This window comes from Nonomuraea zeae (assembly GCF_005889725.1).
GTDB lineage: Bacteria > Actinomycetota > Actinomycetes > Streptosporangiales > Streptosporangiaceae > Nonomuraea > Nonomuraea zeae.
This window is the reverse complement of the sequence record NZ_VCKX01000126.1, coordinates 1-13864: the sequence shown is the minus strand read 5'-3', so window position 1 is coordinate 13864 and position 13864 is coordinate 1. Positions and strand designations below refer to the sequence as shown.

General features: G+C 71.7%; 13 protein-coding genes and 1 pseudogene. 5 read left to right on the top strand and 9 right to left on the bottom strand.

All coding sequences use genetic code 11. From position 1 onward, the window contains the following. Window positions 1-2: 2 nt before the first annotated feature. Together ETD85_RS33370 and ETD85_RS33365 are read right to left on the bottom strand one after the other, a co-directional pair. Window positions 3-770 carry a GntR family transcriptional regulator gene (locus tag ETD85_RS33370; RefSeq protein WP_138693793.1) on the bottom strand — a complete coding sequence of 256 codons (768 nt, stop codon included), beginning with the start codon at window positions 768-770 and terminating at the stop codon, window positions 3-5. A gap of 88 nt (window positions 771-858) precedes the next feature. After that, window positions 859-1257: a VOC family protein gene (locus ETD85_RS33365; RefSeq protein WP_138693792.1), complete on the bottom strand. Its 399-nt coding sequence runs from the start codon at window positions 1255-1257 to the stop codon at window positions 859-861. Between the two features lie 91 nt (window positions 1258-1348). Between ETD85_RS33365 and ETD85_RS33360 the strand changes: the two genes are divergently transcribed. Further along, a complete protein-coding gene (locus ETD85_RS33360) occupies window positions 1349-2353 on the top strand; it encodes a helix-turn-helix transcriptional regulator (RefSeq protein ID WP_138693791.1) in 1005 nt (334 codons plus the stop codon). 85 nt (window positions 2354-2438) lie between these two features. After that, on the top strand, window positions 2439-2981 hold the full coding sequence (locus ETD85_RS33355) for a hypothetical protein (RefSeq protein WP_138693790.1): 543 nt from the start codon (window positions 2439-2441) through the stop codon (window positions 2979-2981). A 64-nt stretch (window positions 2982-3045) separates the two neighbouring features. Here ETD85_RS33355 and ETD85_RS33350 read toward each other — a convergent pair whose 3' ends face one another. From ETD85_RS33350 to ETD85_RS33340, 3 genes are all read right to left on the bottom strand, one after another. After that, on the bottom strand, window positions 3046-4278 hold the full coding sequence (locus ETD85_RS33350) for a serine hydrolase domain-containing protein (protein WP_138693789.1): 1233 nt from the start codon (window positions 4276-4278) through the stop codon (window positions 3046-3048). Between the two features lie 105 nt (window positions 4279-4383). Continuing rightward, window positions 4384-5163 (bottom strand): class I SAM-dependent methyltransferase, encoded by a 780-nt coding sequence (locus ETD85_RS33345; protein WP_138693788.1) that lies wholly within the window; start codon window positions 5161-5163, stop codon window positions 4384-4386. 86 nt (window positions 5164-5249) lie between these two features. Then, the gene (locus ETD85_RS33340) at window positions 5250-5972 is read right to left on the bottom strand and encodes a TetR/AcrR family transcriptional regulator (protein ID WP_138693787.1); all 723 of its coding nucleotides are present in this window, start codon (window positions 5970-5972) and stop codon (window positions 5250-5252) included. Between the two features lie 107 nt (window positions 5973-6079). Here ETD85_RS33340 and ETD85_RS33335 point away from each other — a divergent pair, with 107 nt between their 5' ends. Further along, window positions 6080-7348, top strand: a complete 1269-nt coding sequence (locus ETD85_RS33335; RefSeq protein WP_138693786.1) for a hypothetical protein — start codon at window positions 6080-6082, stop codon at window positions 7346-7348. Between the two features lie 30 nt (window positions 7349-7378). Here ETD85_RS33335 and ETD85_RS33330 read toward each other — a convergent pair whose 3' ends face one another. After that, on the bottom strand, window positions 7379-7741 hold the full coding sequence (locus ETD85_RS33330) for a DUF488 domain-containing protein (protein ID WP_240779599.1): 363 nt from the start codon (window positions 7739-7741) through the stop codon (window positions 7379-7381). Between the two features lie 193 nt (window positions 7742-7934). Here ETD85_RS33330 and ETD85_RS63465 point away from each other — a divergent pair, with 193 nt between their 5' ends. Next, on the top strand, window positions 7935-9089 hold the full coding sequence (locus tag ETD85_RS63465; protein WP_170246965.1) for a VLRF1 family aeRF1-type release factor: 1155 nt from the start codon (window positions 7935-7937) through the stop codon (window positions 9087-9089). Window positions 9090-9215: 126 nt separating this feature from the next. Then, window positions 9216-9512 carry a DUF4287 domain-containing protein gene (locus tag ETD85_RS33320; RefSeq protein WP_138693784.1) on the top strand — a complete coding sequence of 99 codons (297 nt, stop codon included), beginning with the start codon at window positions 9216-9218 and terminating at the stop codon, window positions 9510-9512. 56 nt (window positions 9513-9568) lie between these two features. Here the strand turns inward: ETD85_RS33320 and ETD85_RS33315 are convergent, their stop codons facing one another. The 3 genes and pseudogenes from ETD85_RS33315 to ETD85_RS33305 form a co-directional block, all read right to left on the bottom strand. After that, complete coding sequence (locus ETD85_RS33315) at window positions 9569-10771, bottom strand: FAD-dependent monooxygenase (RefSeq protein WP_206058876.1); 1203 nt, start codon at window positions 10769-10771, stop codon at window positions 9569-9571. Between the two features lie 79 nt (window positions 10772-10850). Continuing rightward, window positions 10851-11243, bottom strand: a pseudogene (locus tag ETD85_RS33310) (FAD-dependent oxidoreductase); the annotation flags it as partial. 54 nt (window positions 11244-11297) lie between these two features. Then, window positions 11298-13864, bottom strand: a 2567-nt coding sequence (locus ETD85_RS33305; protein ID WP_206058867.1) for an ATP-binding protein, incomplete at its 5' end; no start/stop codon positions are given.

Genomic DNA, 13864 nt, shown 5'->3' with positions numbered 1-13864 from the left:
GGTCAGTGGCCCATGAGAGCGTTCTTGGCGTCGTTGAGCTCCACGGAGAACACGGTGAGATCGCCGCGGGCGTGCCGGATGGTGTATTCGACGGCGATCCCGCTCTCGGCGCAGGTGCTGCGGGTGGTGGCCAGCAGGGCGGCGGCCATGGGCACGCGCAGCAGCTCGGCGAGCCGGTAGTCGGCGTTGACCGCGCCGATCGTCTCCCGCCCGTTCGCGGGGACGAGGCCGTACTTGGTGCGCAGCAGGTCGTAGAGGGAGCCGGTGAGATCCTCGTCGAGGATGCCCGGGACCAGCTCGACGGGCAGGTGGGCGCTCTCGACCATGCAGGGCACGCCGTCGAGCAGGCGCAGCCGCTCGACGAAGACGACCTCCTCGTGCTCCCGGACCCCGAGCGCGACGGCGACGTCGGGACCGGCCGGCTGGAGGTGGGCCTCGAGCAGCAGCGTCGTGGGCTTGCGGCCCAGCCGCGCCATCGTCTCGGTGAACCCGACCGGCCGCGATCCCAGCTCCGGCGTCACGGCCAGCGGCGCGGTGTAGGTGCCGCTGCCCTGCCGGGCCACCAGCAGGCCCTCCTGGACCAGGTCGCCGATCGCCCGCCGGGCGGTCGCCCGGCTCACGCCCGCGAAGACCATCAGGTCCTTCTCCGCGGGGATCATCGTGTTGGGCTCGCAATCGCGGATCACCGCCCGCAGGCGCTCGCGCAGCTGGTAGTAGAGCGGCACCGCGGCTGAAGGATCGAGCGCCAGCCTGCGTTCCCAGTCAGTCATGCCGTCCCCCGCCTAAGTTGTACGGACGACCGTATCTTTCCCTTCACACCGAGAACGTGTCAACCATCAGGCCGCGGGGGCGCTGTCGTCAGCGGGCGAACTTCTCGATGGCGGCCGGGGTGACGGGGGTGAAGAAGTTGACGAGGTTGCCGTCCGGGTCGCGGAACAGCAGCGAGCGGTTGCCCCAGGGCATCGTGGCCGGCTCGTTGACGAAGTCCGCCACGAAGCCGGTCAGGCTCCGGTGCACGGCGTCCACGTCGTCGACCAGGAACTCGAGGATGACGCTGCGGTTGTCGGCCGGGCGGGCGGAGCCGGGCGCGAACAGGGGGACGGTACGGGTGCTCGCGATCGCGAGGGTGGCCGAGGCGGTTCGGAGCTCGGCGAAGTCCTCGCCGGACCAGCTCGCCCGTACGCCGGTGGCGCGCTCGTAGAAGTCGACGAGGCGGGCGACGTCGCCCGTGATGATGCGGATCGAGACGAAGTTCATGGCTCTTCTCCTGGCCGGTAGGTGCTGCTGACCACACGTTATGGCCAATACTGGACAGAACCCGCCCGGTATCTGGAGGAGGCTTCCCGGCATGCCCCGACCCATCGCTCGCGTGCTCACCCTGCTGGAGCTCCTGCAGTCAGGAGGCCTCAGGACCCTGGCCGAACTGGCCGATCGGCTCGACGTCGACGAGCGAACGGTGCGGCGCTACGTCGACCACCTCATCGACCTCGACGTGCCCGTCGAGTCGGTGCGCGGCCGTTACGGCGGCTACCGGCTGGCCTCGGGCTACCGCCTGCCGCCGCTCATGCTGAGCGACGAGGAAGGGCTCGCCGTGCTGCTCGGCCTGGTCGCGGGCCGCCGGGCCGGCTTGTCGGCGACCACGGGTACGGCGAGCGAGACGGCGGCGGCCAAGATCCGGCGGGTGCTGCCCGAGCGGCTGGTCCGCAGGCTCGACGCCGTGCTCGACTCGCTCGCCTTCACGGCTCCGCCCGGCGAGGCGGCCGTCCCGGAGAGCGCGGTCCTGCTCTCGATCGCCGACGCGGTGCGCCACCACCGGCCGATCTCGATCCGGTACACCGCCGCCGACGGCCGGAGCAGCGAGCGCACGCTGCATCCGTACGGGCTCGTCGCCCACTCCGGCAGGTGGTACGTGACGGGTTCGGATCCCGCGATCGGCGAGGACCGGACGTTCCGGCTGGATCGCATCGCCGGCACCAGGGCGCTGCCCGGCTCGTTCGAACCGCCCGCCGGACCCGACCCGGCCGAGCGCCTCCTGTCCGGGCTCGCCACGGCTCCGTACCGGCATGAGGTGACCTTGCGGATCCAGGCGAGCGCTGAGCACATCCGCACGCGGCTTCCCGGCAGCGTCGCGATCGTGACGGAGCCGCCGGCCGCGAGCAGCGCGGAGTCCGGGGACGAGCACTGGTGTCATGTCGAGCTCCGCGCGGACCGGCTCGACTGGCTGCCCGCGGTGCTCGCCGCGCTGGACCGGCCGTTCGTCATCGAGCGACCCGACGAGCTCCGTGATCTCGTCGTGGCGCTCGCCGACCGGCTCACGCGATCGGCCGGGCGCAGCCCCTCGGACACGTCATGAACGGCCGGCGCCCGTGCGGGGTGAACAACGTCCCGGACAACGGTGAACACGACGGTAAAGAGCTGAAAGGCGTCTTATGTTACGCATGATGCCGCGCCTTGCCGCGGCGGCGACCCTGGTGGCCGGAAGCATCGCCTTTGCCCCTGGTGCCGCCCACGCGGCGGCCGCCTGCTCCGCGCCCCAGGAGAAGATATTCGACCTGCCGGGGAAGCCCGACGTGTGGGTCGGGGCCGAGCTGTGCATATACAGCTCCGGTACGAGCGGAAATACCAAGAAGGCCGTCCTCAGCATCAACTGGGACGGCTCATTTCTCGGCGGCACCCGATTCGACAAATTCATCGCCCAGTCCCGCGTCGAACGCCATGACACGGTATTCGACTCCAACAACTGCGACTGGAAGAGCGACCTCAACGGGAACGCCAGTTCCGAAGGGCGGATGTGGGACTGCTTCGCCTGGTGGACCTCCACCGCGAACGGCGGCTGGACCGCTGACGGGGTGATCGTCTACAACATCAACAACGACGGCAAGGGCGACATGCGCTGGGAGCTCGGCGGCTCGCCGTCCATCTCCCTCGCGCCGGACGGAACGGAGACGACGGAGCCGTCCGCGGAGGAGCCCGGCTCCTGACCGCCGCCTCTCGCTGCGCCCGCCTCCGGCCACCTGCGGCGGAGCCGTCAGGAGCGGGGGGCGACTACGCGGTGATCAGCTTGCGTTCCCGCGCGATGATCGTCTCGATGGCGAGATCGTAGTTGCACAGCACGACGGCCACCCAGTCGATGTCGAGGTAGATGCTCCAGTTGGTCGACCCGCCCGAGATGCCGCCGCCGTGGGAGATGTAGCGCTGGTCGTTGTAGATGGAGGCGGTGGGCCCGTACGCGTGGAAACCTTCGCCGGCGGCGGGGTCGGCGGGGCCCTGCCGCATCGGCGCACCGGAGATCTTCGGGTTCACGTACAACTCGGTATAGGCGCGCTTGAGCAGCTTGTCGCGCTGCACCGCGAGCGCGAAGCGCACCAGGTCGGGGGCCGTGGAGAAGCCGTTCCCGCCGCCTGATCCGATGAAGGCGCGCGCCGAGTTGCTGCCCTTCACCTGGCCGGCGCCACCCTTGTCCAGGTGGCGGACGCCGTCGATACGGGAGCCGTCCTCCTGCAGCATGTACGGGTGCGCGATGCGCGCATCGGCCAGCCACTCCGGCCTGGTGTAGTAGGCGGAGTCCGCCATCCCGGCCGCCCGGAAGATGTGCTCGCGAACGTACTCGTGGAACGGCTGCCCGGACACGGTCGCCACCAGCTCCCCGAGCACCTCGTAGCCCATGCTCGAGTACTCCTTCTTCGTGCCGGGGGTGAAGCGCAGCTCCTGCGTACGCGCCCGCCGCGCGATGTCCTGCGTCCGCTCCTCGACGCCGGTGAAGATGTGGCCTTCCGACGTGGTGTTGGTGGGATCGCTCATCCCGGCGGTGTGGGTGAGCAACTGATGGACGGTGACGTGCTCGGCGATCTCAGCCGGGAACCCGGCCAGATACGCCCCCACCTTCTCGTAGAACTTGATCTTCTTCTGCTGGGCGAGCTGGACCACCGCCAGCCCGGTGAACGGCTTGGACGCCGAGGCCAGGGCGTAGATGGTGCCGGTCGTGTTGGGGATCCCCTTCTCCTTGTCGGCCATGCCGTAGGAGCGGGCCAGCACCTGGCGGCCGCGGTGGGCCAGCACCACCGTCCCGGAGAACAGGTCCTGCGCGGCCAGATCCCTGATGTAGCGGTCGAAGGCACCCCCCGGACGCAGGTCCGCGGGGATCCCGCCGGTGCGGGCGGACCCGGCGACGGCTTCGGCGACCCCCGAGGCCGCCAGCACACCGCTCGCGGTCAAGGGGGCGGCGCCGAGCAGGCCAAGGGCGGCGCGCCGTGAGGGCTTCGAGGTGCTATGTGTCATCTGTGCCTCTTTGCTCATGGTTTCCCCGGTCCCAGCCGGGCCAGACCATGCAACCCGCGACCGCGTTTCCTCAGCGTTTCCGCCGGGAAGCGCGGACGACGGCTTTCACAGCCGCCGGACGCGCAGCACGCTGGTCAGCATCGGGAGGGTGAACTCGCCGAGGGCGGTCTCCTGCCTGCTCGCCAGGAATGCGCGGATCCGGCCGAGCGTGGCCTGCTGTTCCTGCTCCGGCATGACCAGCATCCCCGCGCGCGTCGCAAGTGTCGCGACGAGGGAGTCGGCGGTGCGACGCTGCCCGTGCGGGAACTCGGCCTGCTCCGGCGAGCCGAAGCGGGCGGCCTCGCCCGTCTTGGGAAGATGCATGCCGGCCGTCTCGGCGCGCCAGGCGGCGGGCGTGTCGCGCGGGCCGACGGCCGCGCTCCCGCTCACCCGCGCGAGCCCGGCCACCCAGCCGACCTGGTCGTCGAGGACGTTCCACAGGCCGGCCAGGACGCCGCCGGGCGCGAGGACCCTGGCGATCTCGGGTCCCGCGACGGCCATGTCGAACCAGTGCATGGCGTTGCCGGCCAGCACGGCATCGACGGACGCGTCCGGCAGGGGTATCGACTCGGCACTGCCCGGCAGGGCACGGACGGCCGGCAGCCCGCGGCGCAGCTCGGTCAGCATCGCCGGGTCGGGCTCGACCGCGATGACTTCGGCGCCCAGCTCGATCAGCGTGGCGGTCAGCTTGCCGGTGCCGGCGCCGAGGTCGAGCACGCGCGGGCCGGGCGCGGGTTCAAGCGCCCAGCGCGCCGCGGCGTGCGCGTAGCCGGGGCGGTGCTCGGCGTACGCGGCCGCCGCCGCGCCGAATGACGAGCTGTGCAGCAGCCGTTCGTCCTGGTCCACGCGGTTCTCCTGTCTGTGCGATCCCACGGACACCATAGATCACGAAGATCCACGCCAGCCGAGATCGTGTCCCCGCGGGCGCTCGGTCAGGGCACGCGCAGGCCGGGGCTGCGTTCGAGCCCGAGGATGCCGAGCAGGTGGTCCATCATGTGCTCGAACAGCGGCATCGGGTCGTCGAAGGCGAACTCCTGGTGCCCGTACACGGCCATGCAGAGCAGCCCGTAGATCTGCCGCCAGCAGATGACCATGAGCAGGACCACGCCGATGGGGAAGTCCAGGCCCACGTGTGTCCGGTACGTACGCAACTGTGCCGCCAGGACGGGATCGATGTCCTCGTCCGCGTCGATGGTCAGCCGCCCTTCGCGCCACAGCCGCGCGAACGGCACCCCGAAGAACCCGCCCAGCTCGCGCGCGATGACCTTCGGGATGCCCTCGTCCGACTCGGCGATCTTGGGGTAGGCGGCGCCCATGAGCAGGTCGAACTCGACCTTGTTGGCCAGTGACCAGTCGAGCACGGCCCGGGTGGCGGCGTGGAGCTGGGCGCTGATGTCGTCGGGATCCTGGCGGTGCAGGGCCCGGGCGACGTTGTCCATGAACTCCGCCGTGACGTCGTCGTAGACGGCGCGCACGAGCCCGGCCCTGCCGTCGAAGTAGCGGTAGAGGGCGGGCGGCGTCACCCCGACGGCGCGGGCCACGGCGGCGAGGGTCAGGCCCTCGACGCCCTCCTCCGCCGCGATCCGCCGGGCCGCGGCCTTGGCGTCGCGTTCGAGCTCGGCCCGCAGTCGTTCCCGTCGTGTCAACGCTGTCACATGCCCATCTTCGCGGTTCCCGGCCGCTGCTGCCACTTGCGGTGAATGGGCGACACATGGTTAATAGTATTCACTCTTTTATGGATCATCATTGAACGGAGATCTGGATGGGCACGCCCAGAGGCGGCCGGACGGCGGCGTCAGTCGCGATCCTGCTGGCCGCCACCGCTTGTTCGGCCCCGCTCGGTCCCGCCGGCCTACCCTCGCCGCCGGATCCGAGCACCACCGCCGCCCCGGATCCCAGGAAGGCGGCCCTGGCCGAGGCGGCGAAGAGCCTGCCCGCCCTCCTCGCGGCCCAGGGGCCGGTGGCCTGCTCGTGGACCGACGAGCACTGGCGGGTCACGGCCTACGACGACGCCTTCCGCACCCCGACCGCGAGTTTCTCCGGCGCCACGCTCGACCCCCTCCTGACCGAGATCGCCGCCAAGGCGGGCGGGGAGAAGGCGGTCGTCCGCAGCCTGTGCGGCGAAACGGGCGATCCCGGCGTCAGCCCCGTCTCGCCGGACGGCCGCCGGGTCGCCGTGCAGGTGAACGGGGCCTCCGAGAGCGAGGACACGCACGTCGGCTGGCTCGACCTCGGCACCGGGGCATTCACGGACCTCACCGAGAAGTCGAACAAGAAGGGGTACGTCACGGAGACGTTCTCGGACAAGAACCCCGGATTCGCGCCCGACGGCTCGTTCTGGTTCCGCCGCGGCCTGCGGTACGTCTCGTCCGGCCCGGACGGCAAGCTGACCCCGCGCCGGCTCAGCGTGGCCTGCATCACGCACGAAAGCGACGAGATCTACTACCGCGTCATCCGGTCGGTCGCCGTCGTGTGCCCCGGCGTCGTCCATCCCTCCGGGAGGTTCGCGGCCGACTCCACGACCGTGGTCGAGGGGCTGACGTCGGTACAGGGCGCCGAACTCGACCTCGTGGGCAGAACGATCGAGGGACACGACGACGAACCGATGCACAAGCCGTTCGGCATGGAAATCGCCGTGCGCGGCGAGGGCGGGCTGCGCGACTGCCACCCCACCGCCTGGCTCGGCGCCACGGACCTGCTCTGCGCGGGCGGGGGCAACGACTTCTACATCGCGAGGGTCAGCCCCGCGCTCGCCCGGGACGACATCGAGTACGTGCAGCACACCGAGGTGAAGGTGAAGGCCGAAATCGCCCCGGCTACCGAGTCGTCGATCATCTCGACGGCCCTCTCTCGGGACCGCCGCTCCCTGATCATCGCCTCCGACGCGAACAACAGCACCGACACGGCCAAGCTCTACCGCTTCAGCCTGGAGTCCCCCTCCGATCCTGTGGAGATCGGCCCGATCCCGCAGGAGTCGCGGGATCACTTCACGTTGCTGAACAACTTCCAGCAACCCGTGGACGCGCGCTGACGGCGCGCATCGAGTGGCCGATCATCATGATCAGTGCTGCAGCAGCTCGGCGAGCACCGCCGCCTCGCTGATCTCCGGCTGTTTGGTCGCGGTGAGCAGGGTCAGCGCTCCGCCCGCCGCGAGCTCGCGCAGATGCGCCAGCGCCTGCGCGCGTTCGGGAGCGTGGAGTTCGCCGCGGTAACGGCGGCCGAACTCCGCGAAGCGCTCGGGATCGTGGTGATACCAGATACGCAGCTCCGTCGAAGGCGCGATCTGCTTGCACCATTCGTCGAGGCCGGCCTTGGCCTTGGTCAGCCCGCGCGGCCAGATCCGGTCGACCAGCACCCTGGTCCCGTCGTCCGCCTCGGGCTCCGCGTAGACCCGGCGTACCTGAACTCTGTTACCTCCGGTCACGGTGCACCTCGTTCCACCGGCGTTCCTGAAATCGACGGTACGTCCGTGAGCGTCAAGCCAGGCCCACGAAATCCCCTCGACACCGCTCGCGCACCCTTTGGCCAAGAAGTGGGAAATGTCCGTTAACGGGGAGATCTGGGCCATTCGGGGGTCCCTAGAGTCGGAAGGGGAGCCCAACGCAAGGAGGACCACCGTGGAATACGACCAGACCTTCCTCCGCGACCTCGTGTCCATGAAGGACGAGGTGGGCGTCGTGTCGCTGTACACGACCGCCGACCCGACGGAAGAGGCCTCGGCCCGGCCCGCCTGGGGCATCCGACTGCGCAACGAGCTCAGCGCCATCCGGGAACAGGTCGCCTCCTGGCCGGACAGGGACCGCCGTACCGCCGTGCTCTCCCGGCTGGAGGAGCTGGAGCCGGACATCCGCGACCTGGTCGACGCGGCCGAGTCGGGGATCGGACGGGCGCTGTTCGCCGCCGTGAGCGACGGAGAGCTCCGCAAGATCTCGCTCCAGGTGCCCATCCAGGACTGCGCGGTGCTGGAGTCGACGGCGTACGTGCGGCCGCTCGTCACCGCCATGGCCACCAGCGCGCCCGCCGGGCTCGTGCTGGTCTCGCGCGACGGGGTGCGGCTCATCGACTACAGGTACGGCGCGGCCGAGGACGTCGCCCGGATCGCCTTCGACCTGGACACCGAGGACTGGCGCCAGATGCGCGGCCCCGGCCCCGGCGGCACGACGCAGACGGACTCCACGCAGGTCGACCGCTACCAGCGGCGGATCGACGACCATCTCCGGCGGTTCATGATCGGGGCCGCGCCCAAGGTCGGGCGCCGGGTCGCGGCCCTGTCGTGGACGGACGTGCTGCTGATCGGCGACCCGGCCCTCACCGAGATCCTGGCCGGCGCGATGCACCCGACGCAGGTCGTGCAGGTGGACGCCATCGTGGACACGCTGTCGGCGGTGGAGGCGGCCAAGCACGTGGCCGCCGAGCTGAGCGCCGCCCGCGAGCGACGGGACGCGGCGCTGGTCGCCCGGGTGCAGGACGCGGCGCTGTCCGGCGGCAAGGGCGTGCTCGGGCTCAACCAGACGCTCGCCCTGCTGAACGAGGGCCGGGTGGACCATCTCCTCCTCGACGAGAACGGCCGCTGGACCGGGGCCCGCGGGGCCGACGGCTTCCTCTATGACGACCAGACCCCGCAGTCCATGGTCGTGGAACAGGAGCCCGACCTCGGCGAACGCATGATCGAGGCGGCCCTGGACAACGGCGCCCGCCTCACCATCCTCGGCACGGAAGCCGCCCGGCCGCTGGCGGCGCACAAGGGCGTCGCCGCCCTGCTGCGCTGGTGACGCGGCGGGAAGGTCAAGGAAAGGATCATGCTTGAGGAGCGGCTCCGCCGGACACCTCTCAAACCTTACAAAGGTGATCAATGGGACACTGTGCGTGCAATGTCCCATTGACAAGGAGAGAGAGTCGTGTCGTTCCAGGCGTACTTGGACAACATCGAGGACAAGACCGGGCTGACGCCGCGGGAGTTCATCGCGCTGGCGAAGGAGCGCGGCTTCGATGACCCGTCGGCGAAGGCCGGGACGATCATCGAGTGGCTGAAGCAGGACTTCGACCTCGGGCGCGGACACGCGATGGCACTGGTGCACGTGATCAAAAAGGGCCCGCAGATCGACGCGAAGCATGTCGGCGGCTCCGGCTCCCACCGCGACGAGTCCGACACGCTGTGGCTGGACGGGAAGAAGAGCCGGCCCCAGCCGAGCTGACAGGCCGGGCGCGCCGGTCGCCTCATCCGGAGGGGCGCGGATCCGCTTCGGCGCGCTCACCGGTCGCCATGGGCCCGTAGGGGTGCGTGCGCCGGGCCGAGCCACGTCGTGAGCGCGGTCCGGAGCGCGTCCAGGTCCGGCCGCTCGCCGGCCGGGGTGACCCAGGCGACATGTCCGTCAGGCCGGATGAGTACGGTGTTCGCCCCGAGACCGGAGCCCTCGGCCGGACGGGCGGGGACGAGATCGACCCGGTCCGCCCAGCCGCTGACGACGGCGTCCAGCGGCGGGAGCCCACCGAGATCCAGCAGCACCGCACGGGCGCGGTGCAGGAGCTCGTGGACGCGCCCGTGCCCGAGGTCGAGATCCGGCATCCGCCGGCCGAGGAAATCGTCCGTCCCCTCCATCGGATACCGGAGGTCGGTCGCCGTGATCATGCCGGCCAGGCGCAGCCGTACCTCATCGATGCCGATGAGGTCGCCCAGCACCTCGCGCAGAGCGGAGGTGTGGTCGTCCACCCGCCAGAGCGCGGTCTGGGCGCGGGTGTTGTGCAGGACGCGGGCGGCGACCGGGTGGCGTTCGGCGTGGTAGGTGTCGAGCAGCAGGTCCGGGGCCTGGCCACGGACGACGGCGGCGAGCTTCCAGCCGAGGTTGACCGCGTCCTGCACGCCGGTGTTCAGGCCCTGACCGCCCGCCGGGAAGTGGATGTGCGCGGCGTCGCCGGCGAGGAGGACCCGGCCCACGCGGTAGCGGTCGGCCTGGCGCGCCGCGTCGCCGTGCCGGGAGAGCCAGCGCGGCGAGTGCATCCCGAAATCCGTCCCCGCGATCTTGAGCAGGGACTTGCGGAGGATCTCCAGGGTCATCGGCTCGTCCCGGCCGGCGACGTGATCGAACTCGTTGGTCAGCACCCGGTACCAGTCCGGGCCCCACGACATCACCGAGAAGCTGCCGTGCTCGCGCCGCTCCTGGAAGATGCCGTCCGCGGGCGGCTCGGTGAGCTCGACGTCGCCGAGCAGAGCGGTCATCGTGGCCGAGGTGCCGGGGAACCCGATGCCGGCGAGCCCGCGCACGGTGCTGCGTCCGCCGTCGCAGCCGACGAGGTAGCCGGCCCGGACGTGCGACCCGTCCGCCAGCTCCACCGTGACGCCCGTCTCGTCCTGGGTGAGCCCGGCCACCTCGGCGCCGCGACGCAGTCGCCCCCCGATCTCCGCCGCGCGCTCCGCCAGCAGCCGTTCCACTTCGGACTGCAGGATGACGAGCACGTACGGATTCCGCGTCGTCACCGACCACGGTGACCGGAGCGTCGAGGGGCAGATCGTCGAGCCGGGCGCGCAGTCGTTGCGCGGACTCGTACTCGGCGATGTCGAGGGCGTGTTCGGCGGCGCCGGGTACGGAGGTGGGGGTGGCCGCGGTGCTGCCGACGGCGTAGATGAGGTGGTCGTAGTCGAGGGTTCGGCCGGAGGTGAGATGCACGGTGCGGGTGGTGGTGTCGATGCGGGTGGCGCTGTCGACGGCGAGGTGGATGCCTTCGCCGAGCAGGGTGTCGTAGCCGATGGTGGCGTTGCCGGTGCGGGCGGCGTGCTGGTGCAGCCGGATGCGTTCGACGAACTGGGGGCGGGGGTTGACCAGGGTGATGTGGAGGTCGTCGCGCTGGCGCAGCCGGTTGGCGGCGAGGGTGCCGGCGTAACCGCCACCGATGACGACGACCTTGTGCGGCGTGTGGTGTTCAGTCATGCCCTCAGGACACCGCGCATCGCCGAGACGTGACATGACGCGACGTGACACGCGTCACTCCACCCGGGAGCGGGCGGCGCCGTCCGCCGCACCTCGCAGCAGCGCCGGATCGGCCCGGCTCAGGGCCGCCGGCGCGTCCAGCTGCCAGCCGGTCTCGTACGCCTCGGCGAAGCATTCGCCGCCGAGTGCGGCCCGGCCACGGCCGCTCAGCGTGCGGACCTGCGGATCGGTCCGGTCGTGGGCCCCGCGCAGGCGCGCCGCCGCGCCGAGCACGACGGCCACGTCACGGTAGTGCCCGTACGACGCGGCGAGTTCTGCCACGGTCACCGCCACCGTCGCCACGATCGGCAGGTCCCTGCTGCCGACCGCCTCCGCGTACGCCCGGCCCAACGCCTCCTCGGCCCCGGGCCCGTCGCCGAGCTCGAGACAGAGCGTGGCCCGCACCGAGCCGACCAGCGCCTGCCCATGGTCGCCGCCGAACGGGCGCTGCTCCGACAGCCCGGTCTCGGCCGACTCGATCAGCTCGCGCGCCCGCTCCAGGTCACCGGCCCGCACCAGCAGGCCGGCCTCCCGCGCGTCGAGCAGGATCGCCAGCTCGGGCGACGCCGAGCGCAGCGCGCGCTCCCGGGCCGAGGCGATCATCTCGGTCGCCCGCGCGGTCTCGCCGAGCCGCACATGCAGATCGATCCAGCGCAGGTCGATGAAGAACTCGTCGCTGAGGCTGAGCGACCCGAACTCGCGGGCCAGCCGTTTGGCCTCGTTCAGGTCGGCGAGCGCGCCGTCGAGGTCGCCGTCGTACTGCCGCAGCAGCGCGCGCAGCGGCAGCGCCGCGGCCTGGCCCCAGCGGTCGCCCGCCCGGACAAAGCGTTCCAACGCGGCGGTCACGTCGCCGCGGACCTGGTCGAGGTGGCCGTCGTTCTCGGCGGACTGGGCCCGGAACAGGTGAGCCAGCCCGGCCAGCCACACATCCGGCCCGTCGGCCAGCCGCTGGATGATCGCCGGCGACGCCTCGGTCCCCTCCAGTGAGGCCAGCCTGAGCGCGGTCAGCGCCCCGGCGAAGCCCGGCAGCTCCGGACGGCTCAGCAGCCGGCCGGTGAGCGCCCGCAGCTCCTCGCGCCGCTCCACGATCGAGTCGCTGATCAGCGCGCTCTGGGTGGCGATGGTGTTGAGCAGCAGCACCCCTTCGGCGATGTCGCGCTCCACGCCCGGCGGCTCGGCCGGCAGCGCGACCGCCTCGCCGAGCCAGTAGGCCGCGTCGGGGTGCCGGCCGAGCATCTGCCAGTACCAGGTCAGGTTGACCGCGAGGCCGATCGCGCCGCCGGCGTCGCGGGTGTCGCAGAGGTGGCGCAGGGCGGCGAGCACGTTGTCGTACTCGGCGCGCAGCACGTGGAGCGCGTCGAGCTGCTCGGGGCCGCGCAGCAGCGGGTCGTGGCGGGCGACCAGCTCGGCGAAATAGCGGGCGGTCAGGTCCCGTACGCCGGTCAGGGCGCCCTGCTCGGCCAGCCTCGCCAGGCCGTACTCACGGATGGTCTCCAGCATGCGGTAGCGGCCGGGGCCGGGCGCGAGCTGCAGCAGCGACCGGTCGACCAGGCCCGCGAGCAGCTCGGGGATCTCGGCGGCCGGCACCGCGGTGCCGGCGCAGAGCGCGCTGGCCGAGGCAAGTGTGACGCCGCCGGGCAGGATCGAGACGCGTTCGGCGAGCGTGCGCTCGTGCTCGTTCAGCAGCTCCCAGCTCCAGGCGATGACCGCGCCCAGCGTGCGGTGCCGGGGGAGTGCGGTGCGGCTGCCGGTGACGAGCAGCCGGAACCGGTCGGACAGCCCGTCGGAGAGGCCGGCCAGCGAGAGCGTACGCAGGCGGGCCGCGGCCAGCTCTAGCGCGAGCGGCATGCCGTCCAGGCCGCGGACGACGCGCAGCACCTCGCCGAGGTTGCGCTCGTCCACGTCGAACCCGGGCCGCACGGCCGCCGCCCGCTCGGCGAACAGGCGCACCGACGCCGTACGGCGGGCCTGCTCGACGTCCGCGTCCGGCTCCGGCAGGGTGAGCGGGCCGAGCGGGACCAGCGCCTCGCCGTCGATCGCCAGCGGCTCCCGGCTGGTGGCCAGCACCCGCAGCCCGGCGCAGCGGGCCAGCAGTGCCGCGATCAGGTGGGCCACGGCGTCGATCAGGTGCTCGCAGTTGTCCACCACGAGCAGGCTCTCCCGGCCGCCCAGCTGGTCGGCCAGCACGTCCAGCTCGCCGGCCGGGTCGTCGCGCAGCCTGGCCGAAGCCTCGAACAGCGCGCCGCCGCGCAGCCCGATCCCGGCGAGCACGGCCGCGCCGACCTTGGCCGGCTCGGTGACCGAGGCGAGGTCGATCATCCAGGCGCCGTCGCGGTACTCGTGGCGGTGGCGGCGGGCGGCCTCGACGGCGAGGCGCGTCTTGCCGGCGCCACCGGGACCGAGCACGGTGACCAGGCGCCCGGCGGCGAACAGCGTGTCGATCCGGGCGAGGTCGCCGTCGCGTCCGATGAAGCTGGTCAGCGGCGCGGGCAGGTTACTCGGCCTGGCCTGCCGGGTGCCGGCGGCGGTGGTGGTGGCGGTGCCGGCGGCGGTGGTGCCGGCGGCGGTGGTGGTGGTGGCGG